The organism is Stenotrophomonas sp. PS02301 (assembly GCF_029959485.1).
GTDB classification, from domain to species: domain Bacteria; phylum Pseudomonadota; class Gammaproteobacteria; order Xanthomonadales; family Xanthomonadaceae; genus Stenotrophomonas; species Stenotrophomonas maltophilia_Z.
The window spans coordinates 1-18,537 of the sequence record NZ_JASCOO010000057.1 but is presented as its reverse complement, the minus strand read 5'-3'; the positions used below and the strand labels follow the sequence as shown (position 1 = coordinate 18,537).

19 protein-coding genes and 1 pseudogene are annotated in these 18,537 nt (G+C 60.5%); 4 read left to right on the top strand and 16 right to left on the bottom strand.

All coding sequences use genetic code 11. The annotated features are described in order from the left end of the window. Positions 1-7: 7 nt before the first annotated feature. Positions 8-1,096, bottom strand: a complete 1,089-nt coding sequence (locus QMX81_RS13950) for a site-specific integrase (protein ID WP_282262343.1) — start codon at positions 1,094-1,096, stop codon at positions 8-10. Between the two features lie 104 nt (positions 1,097-1,200). Here QMX81_RS13950 and QMX81_RS13945 point away from each other — a divergent pair, with 104 nt between their 5' ends. Beyond that, positions 1,201-2,130: a DNA-binding protein gene (locus QMX81_RS13945; protein WP_282262341.1), complete on the top strand. Its 930-nt coding sequence runs from the start codon at positions 1,201-1,203 to the stop codon at positions 2,128-2,130. Positions 2,131-2,132: 2 nt separating this feature from the next. Here the strand turns inward: QMX81_RS13945 and QMX81_RS13940 are convergent, their stop codons facing one another. Next, the gene (locus tag QMX81_RS13940; RefSeq protein ID WP_282262339.1) at positions 2,133-2,333 is read right to left on the bottom strand and encodes an antitoxin; all 201 of its coding nucleotides are present in this window, start codon (positions 2,331-2,333) and stop codon (positions 2,133-2,135) included. A 335-nt stretch (positions 2,334-2,668) separates the two neighbouring features. Here QMX81_RS13940 and QMX81_RS13935 point away from each other — a divergent pair, with 335 nt between their 5' ends. Beyond that, positions 2,669-3,037 (top strand): DUF3653 domain-containing protein, encoded by a 369-nt coding sequence (locus QMX81_RS13935; RefSeq protein ID WP_282262337.1) that lies wholly within the window; start codon positions 2,669-2,671, stop codon positions 3,035-3,037. Positions 3,038-3,077: 40 nt separating this feature from the next. On the opposite strand, the gene QMX81_RS13930 is transcribed toward QMX81_RS13935, so the two are convergent. The 9 genes from QMX81_RS13930 to QMX81_RS13890 all read right to left on the bottom strand — a co-directional run bounded on the left by QMX81_RS13930 (position 3,078) and on the right by QMX81_RS13890 (position 8,829). Then, entirely contained in the window at positions 3,078-3,674 is a 597-nt protein-coding gene (locus tag QMX81_RS13930) for a hypothetical protein (protein ID WP_282262335.1), read from the bottom strand. A gap of 44 nt (positions 3,675-3,718) precedes the next feature. Continuing rightward, positions 3,719-4,873, bottom strand: a complete 1,155-nt coding sequence (locus QMX81_RS13925; RefSeq protein WP_282262334.1) for a zonular occludens toxin domain-containing protein — start codon at positions 4,871-4,873, stop codon at positions 3,719-3,721. After that, positions 4,873-5,130 carry a DUF2523 family protein gene (locus tag QMX81_RS13920; protein WP_282262354.1) on the bottom strand — a complete coding sequence of 86 codons (258 nt, stop codon included), beginning with the start codon at positions 5,128-5,130 and terminating at the stop codon, positions 4,873-4,875. The genes QMX81_RS13925 and QMX81_RS13920 overlap by 1 nt, the downstream gene beginning before the upstream one ends. 29 nt (positions 5,131-5,159) lie before the next feature. Then, positions 5,160-5,951, bottom strand: coding sequence for a hypothetical protein (locus QMX81_RS13915; protein WP_282262332.1), 792 nt, complete (start codon positions 5,949-5,951; stop codon positions 5,160-5,162). Between the two features lie 717 nt (positions 5,952-6,668). Next, positions 6,669-6,896, bottom strand: coding sequence for a hypothetical protein (locus QMX81_RS13910; RefSeq protein WP_282262330.1), 228 nt, complete (start codon positions 6,894-6,896; stop codon positions 6,669-6,671). A gap of 26 nt (positions 6,897-6,922) precedes the next feature. Beyond that, complete coding sequence (locus QMX81_RS13905) at positions 6,923-7,129, bottom strand: hypothetical protein (protein ID WP_282262328.1); 207 nt, start codon at positions 7,127-7,129, stop codon at positions 6,923-6,925. Between the two features lie 54 nt (positions 7,130-7,183). Continuing rightward, positions 7,184-7,486, bottom strand: coding sequence for a single-stranded DNA-binding protein (locus QMX81_RS13900; protein WP_282262326.1), 303 nt, complete (start codon positions 7,484-7,486; stop codon positions 7,184-7,186). 4 nt (positions 7,487-7,490) lie between these two features. Beyond that, positions 7,491-8,591 (bottom strand): replication initiation factor domain-containing protein, encoded by a 1,101-nt coding sequence (locus QMX81_RS13895; protein WP_282262324.1) that lies wholly within the window; start codon positions 8,589-8,591, stop codon positions 7,491-7,493. Continuing rightward, a complete protein-coding gene (locus tag QMX81_RS13890; protein WP_282262322.1) occupies positions 8,584-8,829 on the bottom strand; it encodes a hypothetical protein in 246 nt (81 codons plus the stop codon). The genes QMX81_RS13895 and QMX81_RS13890 overlap by 8 nt, the downstream gene beginning before the upstream one ends. A 677-nt stretch (positions 8,830-9,506) precedes the next feature. Here QMX81_RS13890 and QMX81_RS13885 point away from each other — a divergent pair. Next, positions 9,507-9,875 carry a DUF3653 domain-containing protein gene (locus QMX81_RS13885; protein ID WP_121036824.1) on the top strand — a complete coding sequence of 123 codons (369 nt, stop codon included), beginning with the start codon at positions 9,507-9,509 and terminating at the stop codon, positions 9,873-9,875. Positions 9,876-9,926: 51 nt separating this feature from the next. Then, positions 9,927-10,796 (top strand): annotated as a pseudogene (locus QMX81_RS13880) (site-specific integrase); the annotation flags it as partial. Between the two features lie 56 nt (positions 10,797-10,852). Here QMX81_RS13880 and QMX81_RS13875 read toward each other — a convergent pair. The 5 genes from QMX81_RS13875 to QMX81_RS13855 form a co-directional block, all read right to left on the bottom strand. After that, positions 10,853-12,700 carry a UvrD-helicase domain-containing protein gene (locus QMX81_RS13875; protein WP_282262319.1) on the bottom strand — a complete coding sequence of 616 codons (1,848 nt, stop codon included), beginning with the start codon at positions 12,698-12,700 and terminating at the stop codon, positions 10,853-10,855. Continuing rightward, complete coding sequence (locus QMX81_RS13870) at positions 12,697-14,964, bottom strand: AAA family ATPase (protein ID WP_282262317.1); 2,268 nt, start codon at positions 14,962-14,964, stop codon at positions 12,697-12,699. The genes QMX81_RS13875 and QMX81_RS13870 overlap by 4 nt, the downstream gene beginning before the upstream one ends. Positions 14,965-15,093: 129 nt before the next feature. After that, positions 15,094-16,074: a hypothetical protein gene (locus QMX81_RS13865; protein WP_121036827.1), complete on the bottom strand. Its 981-nt coding sequence runs from the start codon at positions 16,072-16,074 to the stop codon at positions 15,094-15,096. 369 nt (positions 16,075-16,443) lie between these two features. Continuing rightward, positions 16,444-17,025 carry a hypothetical protein gene (locus tag QMX81_RS13860; protein WP_220668888.1) on the bottom strand — a complete coding sequence of 194 codons (582 nt, stop codon included), beginning with the start codon at positions 17,023-17,025 and terminating at the stop codon, positions 16,444-16,446. A 324-nt stretch (positions 17,026-17,349) separates the two neighbouring features. Then, the gene (locus QMX81_RS13855; RefSeq protein WP_282262353.1) at positions 17,350-18,444 is read right to left on the bottom strand and encodes an autotransporter outer membrane beta-barrel domain-containing protein; all 1,095 of its coding nucleotides are present in this window, start codon (positions 18,442-18,444) and stop codon (positions 17,350-17,352) included. Positions 18,445-18,537: the final 93 nt, after the last annotated feature.

The following is an 18,537-nucleotide window of genomic DNA, read 5'->3' as shown; positions in this document are numbered from 1 at the left end:
CCGATCTCTAGGTATCTTCCAAAAGCCGTGCAGCCGGATTGGCTGTCGTTCCACCTGTTTGAAAATACCCCACCACACTCGACACAGACCGGTGCTCGGTAAGCTGCATGATCGCGGGAAGTGCCACCCCTTGGCGGCTTGCCTCAGTCACGAACCCTGACCTGAGACTATGTCCACCAAAATCCCCCTCCAGTCCGGCCAGTCGCGCCCGCCGCTGTACGATCTCGCCTACAGCGGCCGGAGACAGAGCAGGGCCGACGCGCCGCTTCCACAGCCGCCGGAAAATCGCCCCTTCGCTGATCCCGGCTGCGTCCAGCCAGTCCTGCAGGGCGAGGGCGGCCCGATCGAGCACCGGCTTATCCGGTGTCGACGTGGCCGTGACGCCGGCTTGCTGCGTCTTGCTGTGCTCCAGCCGGTAGATATAGCCCGCCTCGCCAATCCGACGCAGGTCGCGAAGATCGGCGGCGGCGATCTCGCTGCGCCGGCGCCCGCCACTGGCAAAGCCGAAGCAGAGTAGGGCGCGATCCCGAATTCCTTCCAGGCTATCGTCGCAGGTGGCCAATATGGCCTCCAGCTCGGCCAGGGTGATCGCAGTCTTCTTGCGTGGGCGCTCGCCGCGCTTGACCGCGGCCCGCGCCGCGCGACTGAGCACGGTGCGGATTACCGGCTGCTCGCAGGGATTGGTCACTTGCTTGAGTCGGTGCGCGGTGGACAGCACGGCAACGCGATGGCGCACTGTGGCCAAGGTCCAGGGGCCAAGTTTGGCCTTAAGGCCGGCGGTCACCAAGGCTTGGTCGACGGCTGGTGGCAGTTCCCATGCCAATTCGCCGTCGGTTGAGCGGCGCTGTACGTGATCGACCACGAACTGCAGCACGGTGGCTTCGGGTACCGGTAAAGCCAGCTCGATGCCGTAGCGCGCCGCATGCCAGCCCGCCCAGTACCGCAGGGCGCTGGTGTAGCTGCGGGTGGTGTTCTCGGCCGCAGCTTCGGCCAGCAGCTCGCGGACCGCATCGGCAGCCTGTTGGGCCAGCTGTTCGGGCAGTGCCAGAGAGGTGGCCGTCGCGGCGGAAACGGGAATTGTAGAAATATCTTTCATAATATGTAATGTACGCTACGCAAAGAAGGCCGTACCCGCGATAATCATCACTTATCGCCAGTACGGAATCAACGGGGCAGGGTGCCCATACAGGAGGCAATTCTATGGCTCGCGGCATCACCGAATCCGACGTTCACACGGCTGCTGACGAACTGGTCGCCAGCGGCGAGCGACCAACGGTAGAGCGCATCCGCGGCCACCTTGGTACGGGGTCACCCAACACGGTGACGCGCTGGCTGGAGACTTGGTGGAAGAATCTAGGCACTCGCCTGCAGCCGGAGCGACCAGATCTGAAGGACGCTCCCGCCGTTCTTGCGGAGATCGCCGGGCAGTGGTGGGCACTGGCCCTACAGCATGCTCGAGAGGCGGCCCTGGTAGATCTGGCCGAGGCCAGGCGGGAGCTCTCAGCTGAGCGCGAAGAGCACCACCGTCAGCAGGAGGAGTTAGAAAAACAGGCGAGCGAGATACGCTCTCTTTCAGAGGCAGCCGATCTTTCGGAGAAGCTTGCCACTGCACGTGCGACAGAGCTTCAGAGACTAGTGGAGCAACTCCATGCCCAGATCGGCGAGCTGAAGCAACAACTGAAATCCAGTCATCAGCGTGTGGAACTGCTGGAGGCAGCGCGGGATTCACTCGACGCTAGGGTGCAGGAAGTCCAGGAGTTGGCGAGATCTGAGCGAGAATCGCTTGGCCAGTACGTCAGATCTGCCGAGGATCGAGCGCTACGAGACGTAGATCAGGCCCGGCAAGAAGTCAGACTGCTGCAAGCGCAGCTTGCTGCGACGGTAAAGAAACACGCCGGCGTTGAGGCGGACCTCCGGCATGCCGTGGAGCGAGCGCAAGCCGCAGCCAGTTCGGCAACCGCTGAGGCGGACAACCAGCGCGGAAGGAGCGCCGCGCTTGAGGAGCAACTTGCGAGGCTCCAAAGTCTGCCCGCCGAATTCGAGGCAGCGCTTCGGCGAAATCAGCAAGCTCAAAAATCTCCTAAGAAAGCTTCAAAACGAGCTAAGAAGGCCACGGCCAAGGCACCATAGGCTCACGTGAGTGTCTTCGGCTTCGCGGCAGCGGCGATTGCGGCGCGTACTTCAGTGATCACTTGGTCGTGCGGAATCGTCGGCCTACTGTCAGCCAGGGCGCGCTCGACCTTTGCCTGGAACCACTGAGTGTGGCTCTTTGCCTTTTCAGCAAAGTCCTCAGCAGAGCCAAATTCGGTGGGTCGGGCATCGGGCTTGTCCATTGTCAGAGCGTACCCCAATTTCTTCGGGGTGCCTTACAGGCACTCGGAACTATGGAGAAGGCGCCTGGGCGAACGCTCTTATGCGGCCACTCTGTTTCCCTAGATGCTGTCATCTGAGTAACAAAAACCTCAATGAAATCAATGGCTGGCAGGGTTAAGGGTAAAATTGACAACAATTAGGAAAGCCGACAGGCGGATCAGGCCTCCGTAGTACCGGCTGAGGTTTAACATAATATACATTATGCGAAATGGGTGATTGGCCGTCTTTCTTGGGTTTGGCTGTGGATCAAGTCTTGCCTCCCTTCCCGGGAACCCAACAAGGACGAGATCGCAGCATGACCACGATGGACCCGCACGACCGCATCGACATGACCGGCCCTTGGGCCGGTTTCGGCTTTCAGGGAGGCCATATGTTCACCCCTGAGGGCCATCACCTCGAACCGTGCGACATGACCTGGTGGTCGCTGACCTGCAATATCGCACGGGAATGGCGGCTGATGATGGAGGAAGCCCGGCCGCGGCGGACGCGATCGGCAGCATCTGGAAGGCCCTGCGGCACAATGGATTCCAGCGTGGTCTACCTGCGCGAGTACGTCAGAATTCGCAGAGAACGGCGGTTGGGCATGGGTGATCCCGGTACCGGCGCCGAACCGTCAAATGTGGTCCATATGTCGCGTGGGCCACGACGCCCCAAGCGCGGGTGACGCGGCAACCGTAGGGGCGATGCCCCTACACCCCTCGGCCTTAGCTGAAGCCCCTGAGCCAGCTCCAGTTATTGGTTAGCAGCCCCGTTAGCAGCCACAACCCGACGTAGACCACAGCTACTACTCCCGACGCCGATAGCGCTTGAATAGTTCGGATGCGCCATGGCGGAGCAATTGGTAGCAGGGCCATCGCGATCGGGCGTGCTATTGCCTCTTTGCTGCGCACGCTGATTATTGAGGGCACATCCGCTTGTACTGCCGCCATCTCAAACCAGAGGTCTTCACCCGGGGCCAACGTAGACACGGATATCGCGATCCGATTATGGGCGATAGTTTCCCTGTCAAATGGCCGTGGCGGCCAAAGGTTGAATGACTGAGGTGGGAAGTTCAGGACTATGACAATGCCTGTAAGTGGAGCTTTTCCTGTATTGCGCACGTAAAAAGAGCTGACGTTCAGAACCGGGGCCGGGAGAGTGATATTTCCATCACCATCAGTAAATGGCGGCAATATATGGCTGATTGACGTTCTGTGGCCCCATGCCATGGAAATTCGAGGCTTGCCAATCCACTTTCCAAGCAAGCTTAGGATGCCAACGGCAAGTGACGTGATTTCCTTGCTGTAATCGAGAATTGCCATAAGCCCCCCGCCCGCAATTTTGGGCATGATAGCTCAGCGTAACGTCATCCGCCGCCGTATCGGTTCTGGACCGATTCGGGGAACGTGCCTATGGGGCGCTCTCCCACGCTGATTATCGCGTCGCCGCCTGTCGGCATGTCCGGGACGGGTCCAATAGCAGGTTGGGCCTGTGCGGAGCCGGGCAAGCCTGCCCCGGCTTGCATGTCGCGCTGCTGCTTGTACGGGTTGTAGACCGGCCCGTGGCGCGCAAGTGTGCGGCACTCAGGCTGGGAGAGGTCGTAGCGGGTGCCCTGCTCTGTCATGCACGTACACGATGCCTCGGAGCGTTTTCCGTTGCCGTCAAGACCTTCCATGCTCGACATGCAAATCAGCTGCGGATCGCTGGTGATTGCACGTTGGTCATAGATCGGCGCTGTCCAGGGCATCGTTCCGAAGCGCGGCAGATGTGCTTTGGCGTAGTCGGTAGGCGTTTCGTACACGCGCGCCGCGTCCGCACCCACCGTCGCTACGCTCCCGGCAGTTGCGGCCGCACGCGTGATCGGTTCGGTAGCCGGTGGACGCCCCCCCTCCACACCCGCGATCTTGGCGGCGAAGTACCACCTGACGACAAGCAGCAAGACCGCCAGCGCGACGACGCCGACCATGACCCACCGTATCCACATGGGAAGCTGACGCTTCGTCGTGACCATGGTGGTGCTGGTGTAGTAGTCGAAAACGTACTTGGGGCGAACCCAATCAACGGTATCGCTACACGCGGTCTGGACGTTGCTTTGATACTGGTTCCAGCGCTTGAGCTTGGTCTTTGAACGGATGATCGATGTCTGCCGGACATGGACGTGCTCTTCGTAGAGGCCTCGCAGGAACGGATCAAGCTGCAAACCCTGCTGCGCGATCAAGATGAAATCGAAGCCACGGTGACGGTGGCGCGCCATGGCCTCAACGTGTGCCGGTACCTTTGCACCGGGGTTGCGGTTTGGAAGCGCCGTGTAGCACTCATCAAGGAGGATGACAGCGCCATCGGGCAGCTGCTCCCACTCGGAGGGATTCTCTAGGTAGGTGAAGCCTGCCTTGCCATAGTCGAGATCCTTGACGCCATGGGCATAGATCGCCCTGCCCTCATTCTTGAACTTGAACGCTTTGTCCAGGGCGTAGGCGGTTTTGCCATGACCGGGCTGACCGGTTACGAGGTAGAGAGCCATCAGGAACCCAGCTTTGACAGGATTGCTGCTTGGGCGCGAGCAGCGGTCCATGCAGATAGGATCATGGTGACGGCGATGCCAAAACCCGTTGCGTCCCAGTACGCGACGAGCACTGGACCAAGGCCGGCGACCTTGCCTGCGATGAATGCCTTGATCGGCGGCATTGCAATTTCGTGAGTCACCAAGCCAATGCCGAACGCAAGAAGCACGCGACCAAGGATGCCCGGGAGGTACTGCCGAAGGCCCTGCAGCAACATGCTCACAAGGGCGCCAATGACTAGGGGCATTAGGACTTACCTCCACTGACGAGAATGAAGACGCTTACGACTGCAGCGCCGAGAATGCAGATGGCCCTAAGCACCCCGATGTAGTTGCAGAAAAACGCAGGGGGAGAGGCCATTGCTTCGGCGAAACCAGCGCCCATGCCACTGCCGCCGGAAGCGGCGAACCCGATGCATCCGCCACCGCCACCCCCAATGCCGGACTGATCCAAGTCATCAACGCTGAGCTTCTTGACCGATAAAACCTTGGTGTCGTTAGCAGATGACCCTGCACCGGGGTCCTGCGACATGCCGCCGACCATGGTCCATGCTGGCTGCGCATTGCCGTTGCCGTTGTTGCCTTGGGCAAGCTTTTCGGTCGCGCAAGCGGTGCGCCACTGCATGAGAAGCCCGCTGTACTCAAGCGCGTCGCATTTCTCCCCGGTACAGACAGGCGTGGCGTTGCAGGTTCCCCCAGCGACATTGCGATTTTTGCGGGTGTTGCAGTCGATGCGCCATTGAATTCGCGCCTGCCCGCACATGATCGGAGAGCCGCTGCAAGTCGGGGGCGTTTTGCAATCATCGCCGCCTGAGAATTCATCTTTCTTTTTGCCGTCAGGACCCTCACCGCCCTCTTCCCCCTCATCAGGCTCGCCGTCGCCGTCGCTGTCCTTCTTGCAAGTGCCATCCTTGCCACGCACTTCGCCCTGGGCACACTGACCGTCACCCGGAAGGCAGTTCCCAGCCGGGCTCTTGATCTGACCGGCAGGGCATTCATTACCCTTGTTCTTGCACGTGCCATCCGCTTGAAGCGTCATCCCATCAGGGCAAGGTTCCGGCGCACACTGGCCCAGCGAATTCTGAGGGCGACCTCCACACTTGCCCTCCGGCGGCTCGCATACGTTGAGAACGGCGTTCCAGTAAAAGCCGTCACCGTAGTTATCGCACGTGCCTTTCTCGTTCTCCGGGCAAAGGGCACCCGTGCCCTGCCACGTCATAGAACTATCTGAGTTGCGGGACCACACGCCGTCACAACCGTCCTTACAGCCGATACTGCCATTACGCGCAGCACCGCCAGAACTCCACGGTCCGACGCCTGTATACGCAGAGCGCGTTGCGCAACTCTTCCCCGTGGGAAACCTGTGGTTGCTATCGCGAGCAGGGCTGAATGCTAGGCCGCAGCCACGAGGTCCGGTTGATCCAGAGCCGATGAATTTCTGCGCGCAGTTGTACGTTGTCGTGCTAAGAGTACAAGCGCCCTTGGCGTAGCTCTTGTCAGTCGGCGCTTCACCAGCCTGGGCTAAACAACCAGCCCAGGCAGCGCCTTGATCGGGGTAGTCAAGCGCGTGGGCGCGATGAATGCCAAACGTTGATAGGAAAAGCACCAACAAGATGCATGGAAGCGATGTCAACCGTCGAGTGCAAGCCATATTGCCCCCAGCATGCCAATCATCACGAAATATCCGGCGTACGCCATGGCGTGTCCCCTAATTGAAAAAGGGGCGGGTTTCCCCGCCCCTACTGTTGACCTGGCCTCAGCCGCCGGAGGCGCGCTGGCCCTTCTTGATCAGCACCACCACGCCGCACAGCGTGAGAACTGCGGCGCCGATCGCGTAGAGCTCGGTTTTGTCCATGCCATCGGCGGCGGCAGTGGCGAGTTCGCCAGCAAACGCCGGAGCGGCGACCATGGCGGTGGAGACGACGGCAGCAGCCTTGGTGGCGACGCCGCGCAGCTTGGAACGCAGATTGATGATCTTCTTCATGACTCTCTCTCTCTCTTGGTTGGGATTTAGCCGCCTGTGACCCGGCGGGCTTGCCGGATCATGAAACCGACCCCCCAGCATCCCGCGATAGACGCGGAGATGAGCAGGGCCTCTGAAACGCTGATGGGCGGCAGCAGCATCGGCGCTGGTCCATAGAAGGGGTACGCGCACTGACCGGTAGAGGCATCAAAATCAGCCTGTTTGCAGTACAGCGTGAGAACGGTCTCTTCCATGGGAACTCCTATGGCTCACGCCCGCGCTAAAGCACTGGCGTGAGCCGTGTTGGATTACGGAGCGGCGCTGGGACGCAACGAGGGCTTGCCAAGCTGGCGCAGCACGGTGAACTTGCTGAGCGATGCAACGCCCTTGTTGACCTGCAACATCGATTCGATGTCGAGCTCGTACTCGCCTTCGGGATAGCCGTGCTGCCCCTTGTCCAGGCGAACATCGAACGGGTAGGCGAATCCACCTGCCTCCAGCCGGGCCTTCTGCTTGCGCGTGGTGTATTCGACGTTGTCACCAGCGTCGTTCTTGAAGCTGCCGCCGCGCTCATCGATTTCGTTCTTCAGGACAGTGACTTTGACGCTCATGGTGTTACCCCTCTTGGGTTAGTTGTACGGCCGCGATTTCGGGCCAATGCGCTGCTGTGTCACCTGTTGCCCACCTCGGCAGCTTTGGCGAGGTGCAGGATTCGATCACCGCCTGCAACGCATCGGGCGTTGGGCAGTTCTTAACGATGAATGTCAGGGTTGCGCCGTACTGGCGGCGGAGGTGGCGACGTGCGCTTTTCCACGTTGCCTCCACTGCGGCTTTCGTGATTTCAAGGCGGGTCGCGACGCAATGGAGAAACTTCAGTACCGGGTACGCACCGAGCAGGTAGGACGCCGGATCACGCAGCAGATCGAGGGACAGTTCTTTGCGGTTGGAGTTGCGGAACTGAGCCTCGTAGCGCACCCATTCGGATCCCTTGTCGCCCTGCTCCCTGCCCTTCTCGTACACCCGCAGTTGCTTTTCAGACTTCTTGCCGCCGACATAGAACGTCTTGCCGTCGCCGCTATCGTGGTCGTCCACCGTTTGTGCCTTGGGGCGCTGACCGCGATTGTCGAACTCGCCCTCGGCATACCACTGCTGTGCGAGGCGCAGTGGATACTTGCCGATCAGGTCATCTGCGCACACGTCCACACGGGTTAGTCTTCCCGCGCAGCTTTCGAGCTTCGCTCGAAGCTCCAGCCACCGCTTCGCATGGCCGCAGCGCGCTGCGCTCAGGGTCTTGCAGCCGTCACCGGTAAGCTCGATCCGGGCGGTATATGTGCCATCAGCGCGACGGCACTCCTCGCCTCCGAGTTCGATCATGCCCACGAACTGCTTGCTCGCGTTGATGATCTTGACGCGCCATGTGTAGAAGCGACCACCACTGGCGGTGTCGTCCAGTTCGAGGCCGAGCCCGGCGAAGAACCAGCAGAAAACTTGCAGCGCCGCGATGCGGGCGTTATCCGCGCTGGCGTCGATCCACTGGCGCACCTCATCCTGGCCGTCGCGATCAAGGAACCCGGTTTCGCGGAGAGCCGCGAACAAATCCACCGAAGCTGAAAGCCAGTCAATGCCGACCGTCAGGGTGCCATCCTCGTTCCTGAATTCACTGACTCCCCTGTTAGACGAGGGGAGTCCTGCCGCCGCTCCCGCGCCGTCAGCCACGGATCACCTCTGCGCGCTCGGCAAAGCCAGCAGCAGCCAGCAGGTCGCCACGCTTCGTGGCGTCGATTTCGTTACGGAAGAGTTCGGCCAGCGCTTCGGCCTGTGCTTGTGCCTCGCGGGCAGGGTTCGGCCGGGCGGCTTCGATGGTGTCGCGCAGCTTGCGCGGGAAGACTGCCACGCCGTAGGCGATGGCGACGGTGCAGCCAATCAGCACGAGGACAATCAGATGTGCCGTCACGGGAAGAGCCTCCCGAGGTTCCGGCGATAGCGCAGGTATGCGAGAACGCCCTTGATCGCTGCGGCGATCAGGACCGGTACCAAGATCACGAAAGGACTCATGCGCCCTACCCCTCCCCTAGCCCCTAGAACCCCGCCAGCGACCTAGGGGGATCGGCTGGCGGGTGTCCACCGCCGGTGGACAGGTGGGAAAGTACACTGGGGGTGGACAACATGTCAACGATGGGTGGACAAATGAATTTCGAGGACATCCTCAACCGCGCAGTTGAGGCCAGCGGTGCGGCTTCTGACAGCGACCTTTCCCGAAAGCTAGGCGTATCACGTCAGGCGGTGAGCAACTGGCGGGGCGGTAAGAAGTTTCCGGACACCGTGACGTGCGCAACTATCGCGGGTATTACGGGAATTCCCCTTGCCCAGGTGCTTGGCGTGGTCGGAGAGGCGCGCGCTATCAGTCGCGAGGAGAAGGCGGTCTGGCGACGACTTGCCGCGACCGCAATGGCCCTAGCGCTAGGGGTGGGCTTCGCCTCGCCTCGCGACGTACAGGCGGCCGTGAGCGGATTTGATGCGGCACCCTCTATACATTATGCGAAATAGGATAACGAGGCGTCTGGTGTGGATCTGGATGTGGATCAAGTCTTGCCTCCCTGCCCGGGAGCCCAACAAGGACGAGATCGCAGCATGACCACGATGGACCCGCACGACCGTATCGACATGACCGGCCCTTGGGCCGGTTTCGGTTTTCAGGGGGGCCATATGTTCACCCCTGAGGGCCACAGCCTTGAACCCTGCGACATGACCTGGTGGTCACTGACCTGCAACATCGCACGGGAATGGCGGCTGATGATGGAGGAAGCCCGGCCGCGGCCCACGCGATCGGCAGCATCTGGAAAGCGCTGCACCACAACGGATTCCAGCGTCGTATACCTGCGCGAGTACGTCAGAACTCGCAGAGAACGGCGGTTGGGCATGGGTGATCCCGGTACCGGCGCCGAACCTTCCAACGTGGTCCATATGTCACGTGGGCCACGAGGACCCAAGCGCGGATAAAGCGTTGCCCGTAGGGGCGCTGCCCCTACACCCCGGACCGACGATCCCGGGGCCGCCGTGCTGCAGTTCGTGGTCGACCATGTGGTCCGGCGCAACGCCGACGGCGAGCTGGCGTGGGAACTGCCGCCGGCGGTTGACCAGGCCTTGGTGGACGCTGGCCTGAAGGCCAAGCTGGGTTCTTGGACTTTGTCCACCGTCCGGCATCGGGTGGCAGTGCTGTCCACGGCGCACCGACTCAAGCAGCAGCCGAATCCCTGCGAGCAGCCGGCGATCCGCACCGTGCTCAGTCGTGCGGCCCGCGCTTCGGTCAAACGCGGCGAGCGACCGCGCAAGAAGACCGCAATCACCCTGACCGAGCTCGAGGCGATGCTGGCCACCTGCGACTACAGCCTAGAAGGAATCCGGGACCGCGCCCTCCTCTGCTTTGGGTTCGCCAGCGGCGGGCGCCGGCGCAGCGAGATTGCCGCCGCCGACTTGCGCGACCTACGGCGGATCGGCGAGGCGGGTTATATCTACCGTCTGGAGCACAGCAAGACCCAGCAGGCCGGCGTCACCGCCGCCTCGACCCCGGACAAGCCGGTGCTCGATCGGGCCGCGTTGGCGCTGGAGGACTGGCTCGAAGCGTCCGGGATCACCGAAGGGGCGATCTTCCGGCGGCTATGGAAACAGCGCGTTGGCCCTGCCCTGTCCCCCGCCGCGGTAGGCGAGATCGTGCAGCGGCGGGCTCGCCTGGCCGGGCTGGAGGGGGATTTTGGCGGGCACAGTCTCAGGTCGGGATTTGTGACCGAGGCCAGCCGCCAAGGGGTGGCGCTGCCGGCGATCATGCAACTGACGGAGCACCGGGCGGTCTCGAGTGTAATTGGATACTTCCAGACCGGCGGAGCTTCAGCGAATCCAGCTGCTCGACTGCTGGAGGATTAGAAACAATAGGAATTTTCATGCCGAGTGGCCCGGTCCCTGACTGGGGCCGAGAAGGCTTATGGCAGGCCGATCGAGACCTCTTCGGGCTTGAGCCAGCCCGTGGTTAGGAGCTGATCCCCAATCCGTGCCGGATTGGCGGCGTAAGCGACCAATGCAAGTGAGCGTTCCGCGCGGCTGCAGGTAACGTAGAGCAACCGACGGGTCGATGCGGTTTGACCGTCGTCAGCGCCGCCGCCGAAAAGCTTTTCGTACTTGAACAGGAAGCCGCGCGCCTCGTGATCATCCATGACGACCATGACGCGGGGGAACTCGAGTCCTTTCACGCCCTGATGCGTATCAAAACGCGCCTTGCCACTTACGTATTTGGCATAGGCCCGTACCTGCAAAAAGGGAATCGCTAAAAACTCGGCGATGGCTTTGTCTCGATCGCTGCGCTCCTGCTCGTCCTCAGCATCGCCCGCTTCGGCGGCAGCGGCAGCCAAGGCCACATTGAGCGTGTCGGGAATTGGGAAAAGACCGGTCTTGGCCACGTTATGAAGGATCTCACCAAACGTCACGGACGGATTGCCATCGAGCAGTGCAATCAGCGCATCCACGGCCGCCTGCGCACGGGCCAGCTGCTCAAACTGATCAGGAGCATGCTTCAGCGCAGATGGGCTCAACAGGGGTGAAGCTGCCCGCATGATCCGTGCGGTGCCAAACTTGTCGTCCTTGGCGTCCCATAGGGGAAGGATCAGGTTCGAGAAGAAGTTGACTGCAGGCAGTGACCCATCCAGCAACGACGTCCGAAACTGTGTTACCGGATAGAGCGCTGCCAGCAAATCATCAAACCCCATCCGAAGGGCCGCCATACGATGCTCTAGGATGAGCACTTTGACCGCATCCTCATCCAGCCACTCCTGATCGGCAGTAATAGCGGCCATGTGTGCGCAGATGGCCTTCTCCGCGGCGACCTTATCGATCCCTTCGGAGGGAAGCACGAACATCCGCACATGCCCATCGATCGCGGCGCTACGGGGGATCTGGGTCTGCTGATCGGTGGACTCGCGAATCTTGTTAATGAGCTCGATGACTCGCCGCGGGCACCGGAAGTTCAGCCGCTTGGTCGGTGTGGCCCAGTCATCGGGCAGGTTCTCGCCCAAGCCCGGCTGACCATCGCCGTAGATGCGCTGCATCATGTCGCCGAAGAGGCCGACCACAACTTCGTCCTTGTGCGCGGCCTGGAAGGTGAACAAGGCTTCCACGATATGACGGTTTGTATCTTGGCTTTCGTCAACCAGTATGTAGGGGTAGCCATCGCGCAGGATGTGCCGGAGCACGGGCTTGGACTTCAAGAAATCCCCCGCCAGATGTAGCACTTCGGCGTGATTGAGCGAGTCCCTACCCCGGTTGTCACCGTCAGGGCTGTAGACGAAGGTCTTGGTCGTGTCGAGTCGGGCTAGTCGTCGTGTCTTGGACGCGATGTCGGCGATCCGCTCCGCGGATGCTTTCGTGCCTGCGCGCCCCTTGGCTTCCTTGGCTTGCAGGTCCTCAATGTCGGCCTTGAGTGAAACCCGGAGCCACTCCCGGATGTCGTGGTTGAATCCTTCAATCAAGGTCCAGGCAAAACTGTGGATCGTGGACACGGCGATGATGGGATCAAATTGCGTGCGCCGGATAATTTCATCACGCGCTGCCTTGGTGTAGGTGACGACCGCGACCTTCTGCCCACGGACTCTCAGGCGTGCGCCGGCCGTGTCGCGGAGGTAGTCCAGGGCTCCCACCAGCGAGCGAGTCTTACCCGAGCCAGCTCCGGCGAACAGGAAGAAGCTTCTGGGAGCCTGGGGATCGAGGCAGTGTTTGATCTCCTCGTCCACATGACGATCGAGTTCATCGTTGGGGACTGCGGCGGCCTCAATGGTCATGCTGCACCGGCCTTGGGAGCAAGATCGGCCTCCTTGCGCTTCAGCTGCTCGGCCAGCCACAGCAATCCATGCTCGATATAGGCCGGCACATGGAGTTGCTCAATGTCGTCGCTGAACAAGAGCTCGAGGGCGAACTCAGCCTTATCCCCTTCCTTGATCGCCTTGGCGACATCGGCTTTCAGCTGATTGCCGTCTTGAGCGGCATCGGCGATGGCCTGGAACTTGCCCGCTAGGCCAGTGGCCCTGCGGGCCTTGAAAAAATCAAAATTCCTGTAGAGCAAGGCGTCTTCGAACGTGTTGGCGTGGATCTCCACATCGTCTGCCCCGAGCTTCAGTTTCTCTCCCGTCTGATATGCGGAGCGCACGGCATAGCCATTGGGATGAACGATGGCTTTCTCCTTCTCCTCCAGCTTCATGAGGATATCGACATCGGTCTGCTTGGGTGCCCAAGAGCGCAGCGTTTCATTGCGCGCTTCAAGTCCCTTGCCTAGCGCCGGCGTCCTGGCTTCGTTGGAAGCCGGATCCTTCGCGTCGAGGTCGGTGATGATCAATGTCGTCAGGCCCAAGGTGTCCACCAGACCCTTGAACCGGTGCGCATGGCTGCCGCCCACCTCCAACCAGGTGATATAGCGCGTCCGCAGATACTCGAATACATCGGCCTGTTCGACGAAATTGGGAACAAGGATGCGCTCGGCGCTGCCTTCGATGAAAATAGCGGCGTCGGCGAAGAACAGGTCGCAATGCGTCGCCTTGAGGTAGCGCGCCACAAACTTTTCCGTCTGGTCCGGTTTGCCGAAGACTGATGAGAGATTGACCACGCAGGCGGTGGGGGTCTTGCGCCCCTCGGAAGGGGGAAGCCGCCGGAAGTAGCGAAGCGCCGCAAAATCGCAGGCATGGGCGATGTGGCTGGAATGGGTGCTCACGACAAGTTGCGTGCTGAAATCAAGCGACTTTCCAAGGGCAGGATCATTGCGTAGCACGTTATAGGCGTGCCTGATGAACACCTGTTGCACCTGGGCATGGAGATACGCCTCGGGCTCTTCGACCAACATCAGGTGCAGCGGCGGGGTGGGCTTTACATCGTGTCCTGTTCCGGCTTTGCCCACCCGCATCCATGCATCGCGATAGCTCATCAGGTTGAAGACCATTGAGACCAAGTTCTGGTAACCCAGTCCGTTGGAGTCTTCCGGCAGGCGGTGCATATGCTCACCCGCCGCCGCGGGGATTTCGTACTGAATGGCGGACTCATGGCTCAAGCCGTCCTGCAGCTTGAGCTTGGTAGCAATCTTCAGCTTCGGGTCGGATATGCCCGGATAGCCAAGCTTCTGCAGTTCGATCAGCGCTTTGTCGAAAGCTTCCGATAGCCTGTCATCGAAGGCCTTGCGCGCCTTCTCCAGTGCCTCCATGGCCTTGATATCGGTCAGTTCCGGGGTATCACGCCAGTCCAAGTGCCTGTCATAGTAAGAGCGAAGCTGGGTGGAGAGCCGACCTGCACTGCGTGCATCTGCGCCTGCATCCTCGCGCTGCGTACGGTTACTGGTGGCCCCGAAACCTCGCTGCGCGCTGATTTCATCGATCTGGATGAGGCCGTCGAGTGGATTGCCCTCAATGGGCTCGGCGTCATCGGACAGGGCCTGCATGCGGGCAACGCCATCAGTGGGTTCCTCGACTTTCGCCGGGTCCAACAAATATGCCTTCACTTTAAAGAAGGTCCGCAGGCGACGCTCCAGAAAGTCGATCAGATTGAGCGGCCAGAGCTCCAATTGGGGCGGATCTTCCTTCCCTTCGACAGCTTGGGCTGCAGCGAGCGTGATGTCGGCCGCCTTCCTTCTCGCCGCGATGTACTCCTGCTGGAACTTGACGGCATCTTCGGGCTCAAAGCGAAACCGAACGCCAAGAGGGGCGGTCTTCCAATCCAGCGTCGGAAGCAGCTTCTGCACGTAATGCATCTCGCCCTTCTTGACTTGGAGCCACACATCCAGCTGCGGCAGGAACTCCAGAATGCCGGGCGCAGGCAACTCTGTGTCCGCGGCTATAGCCGCCTCCCAAGTCTCCCCTTGCGCATTCAGGGCTTGCCAATGCGCAAGCGACAGATCGTTGATGGAAAACCCACGCGTATCGACAAGGAAACGACGCAGCGCGGTCATGGCGGAGGTCTTGCCACTATTGTTGGCGCCCACCAGGACCGTCTTATCGGGGGCGAAAGCAATGCGCGCGGCCAACAGCTTCCGGTAGTTCCCAATCTCGACCATCGTTATCAGCACGTCCCTACTCCTTCAGGATTATCACTTGTCTCAGCGCCCCCGCCATTTGACGTGCAACGCAGGTGGCGGCAGCGACCGGGGTCTGGATGTCCAGCATCAATCGGACGCGAGGAATCAGGATGCCTGTTTCTAGAAGTCGGGAAACTCTTCATCCACTACGGCCACTTTGTCAGCGCGCTCAATGAGTAGCTTGTCCACCTCGAAAGCGAACGCGTCGATGGCGACGAATAGCGCATCAAGCTCCTCACGCGAAATCTGCACGGAATTTCCCGCCTTGTCGTGTCCGCCCCGGTGAACGATGTCGTGGCGCTTCTGAAGCGGTGCATCGAATGCCTTCAGGCTTGGTAGCTTGATCTCCAGTCCAAGCTTAAAGAACGGCACCACTTTGTCCCAGCGATGCCAGACCATGTTCTGCAGGTGGCCTTTGACATGGGTCACTAACCCTTTTTGACGCTCAAACATCTCGCCCAAAGTGATTTTTTCGTCTCGAAAGACCGGAAGCCTCCTGACGATGCTCTCCAGAGCCGCTTCATCGTTGTCGACCCAGTAGTAGACCGTCTCGTAAAGGAACGCCTCCAAAACACCGATAGAATTACTGAAGACCAGTTTCATAGCTAGGTCTTTAGCTTCTGCATCGCCCTGCAAGCCAAGTATCTTCTTAGCTTGTGCGAGCCGCTCTCTGAGCTTCGCAAGTGGTGCGGAGCGGGCACTTACGTCGAAATCGAAACGCTCGTCCCATTCGTCATCTGGAGCGTGATTAATGGGGGCCCAGGCGTCGCCGTGCTCGCCCACCAACTCATCAACTACCTCTTGAATCAGGTCTTCGTCCACTATTCCGGAGAAACGGTCAGGTATCTCGTCCCCTGGATCATAGGGGCCGCCATGGATGAACAAGTAGCCCCCTTCCCGGCCGTTGTAGGGAGTCTCATCGGCAGGGTCGCAATAGCGAGCCAGAAACCACTCCCGCATCGCAGTGAGTTGGTCATCGCGCTCTGCGGTTCTGAGCCAGTTGTCGTCAGGATCGAATGGGCCGTCTGTATCGAAGACATTGCCATAGGCCTCCGGCGGGAGATTCGCTAGTTCACTGTCTTCAAAAGGGTCGTATCCCATAGTTCCTACTCCGAGTGCGGCTACCATTCTAGCTACATTCGTAGCTCAGCCGGCGACCTGTGGAAGCCGGGAAAGCTGCTACTCACTGTGTTGCCGTAGGGAGGGCGGCATTGGCCGCATCAAAGCAAGCGACCTCTTACAAACATGTCGGTGCGGGCAAGAATTGGCCGAAAAGCCGATCCTCAGTGAAGCGTGGTCTCGACTCGACCTGTCAGCGTTGGATTGATAGCGGACCTGCCCTACCCTCGATAAATCTTCCTAATCCCCTGCCCGGCCGAGGCTTCCCCGCCGGGCTAGAGCCTATCGTCTTAAAGGAGCGTAATGAAGAGATGGTGCGGAGCAATGGCTAGGTGCCCGTGCCTTTCGCCATCAGCGAGCGTAGTGAGTCACGTAGTCTTGCTTTTTATCGTTCCACTCAAAGCTGATACCGGTGACCGCAGAGGATTCATCTGCAACTACGCTGAAGATGCGTATTAGGTCTTCGATCAAGAATTCGTAGGCCCACTTATGCCGCATGTAGTCAGAGAAGACGAGCATGCCCTTGAACGCAGTGCCCTCTGACCATGTCTGCATCCAGTAGTAGTGAATGAGCTGATTGCAAACATCGAGAATGCTCAGATCAACAGTCTCAGGATTCGCAATGTCAAATCGATCTTCCGGGAATCCTGCGCCTAAAGATGTGAATGGCTTGATGCCGATCTTCTTGTAGCGAATTGCAGGTAGCCGAACGCTTCGAGCACGATCGTTGACCTTGGAGCGCTCAAGCAAGGAGCGGACCTGGAAGGCCACTAGCATTAGACGGCGCTCATACAGAACCAGCTGCTTCTCGGACCATCTTCGATACTTGCGATGCCGCTTGAGCCACAGCACTTCTGCGCGCAGCTCTTGCCGCCAATAAGTTGACTCGATCATCCATTTGAGGCCCGAGGTAGCTGCAGCGTAGATTGTCACCCATTGCAGAATTCATCAACGGGCAATGCCATCAGTCAGCGGGGTCGTCGGCCCAGTGCGATCTAAAGCCTTGGTTCCTGCTTATTGCCCGTGCCAGCGCAGCCGGCTTGAAACAAAGGAAGGGTGTCTTCCACACCCCCGATAGACATCCCTAATCCTAATGTTGGATAGCAGTTCCCCTACCCTACCCGTTGGGCCAGGGTCCGCTTCCGGCCAATAGCAGCCGCTCCCTCTACGTAAAATGCTCACGTCCAAGTAGATGATTCCTTAGGCGCCCAAGCATGGACCCCATTGGTACTGGACCTTGCTGCTGGATTTCAAGCTCTACCAATGCCAGCGCATGCCTACCTTTGCGTTCCATGAGGTCTCTTCGCCGTCAAAGCTCCACGTGTAGTCGGCGTCTGCAAAAAAATAGCCGGTAGCGCTGACCTGCCAGGTACCGCCCACCCCTGCTTCGCCCCAACTGTCGCCAAGGTCGGCGGTAAAGGGGACGTAGCCGCGTGCACTGGAAAACTCGGTGGTCGGTGTGCCGCTGAACTGGTGCCAAGCGTTGGCGCGTATCCACCAACTTGTGGCGCGCATACCTGAGCTGACCGCTCTCTCGCCGGTACGATTAAGCCGCAGGCCCAGTCGGCCCACGGTGGAATCGCCATCGGTGTAACGGACCCGTGCAACGGCATCGACCAAGTCGTCCAGCGTGATCTTCTGCCAGATCAATTGAGCCTGGGGCTCGATGCGCCAGCCTGTCCGGCTGGGCTCGCCACTGCCGGCTTGCCCGATAAGCCACGGCCAGCCGGCTTCCACGGAAGCAAGCACGCCATCGCCATTGGTGAAGATGTCCGGCAGGCGGGTGGACCGCGCACGGAAGTCATACCAGGTGTATTGAGCAACGACATCCACGTACGCGCCACGGGGGGAGAACGCTGTCCAGTATGTGCCGATAGTGCGCGCGTCGAACTCGTCGGTGCCGGCATGGAACTCGTAGTCAGGGAAGGTATGACGCACTCGACCACGAGCCTTCCCATAGGCCAGGTAGCTGCCGGCGTGCTGGTGGCTGCCGTCCTCGCTGAGAGAGCGGTACAGGTCCACGCCAACCTGCAGCACATCGAACGCATAGTCGAAGCCCGGTCCCCGGTCTCCGTAGATGCCCTGGCTCCCTCCGTCACGTTCGCCGTCATGATGCAGCACGCGTAACCACGCGCCAGCAAGGCCAGTCCCTCCTGACGAGAGGTCGTCCCGTTGCTGCAGCATATGCTCTTCGCCTACGCGCTCATGCAACGTATCAACCACGGCTCGGCCGTAGATTGCTGCCATGGTTGGCAATGCCGCGGCCAGCGACACCTCCTGCCGGTAGGCCGGCGTGGGCATGGGGGGCGTCGGCGGCACCGGCGGCGGAAGTGGCGGGTCCGGCGGCGGCACCGGCGGTTGCGGCGGCGGATCCGGTGGAGGAAGCGGCGGAGGATCAGGGTCTGGATCTGGCGGCGGCGGCGGCGGTGGCGGTGGCGGTGGCGG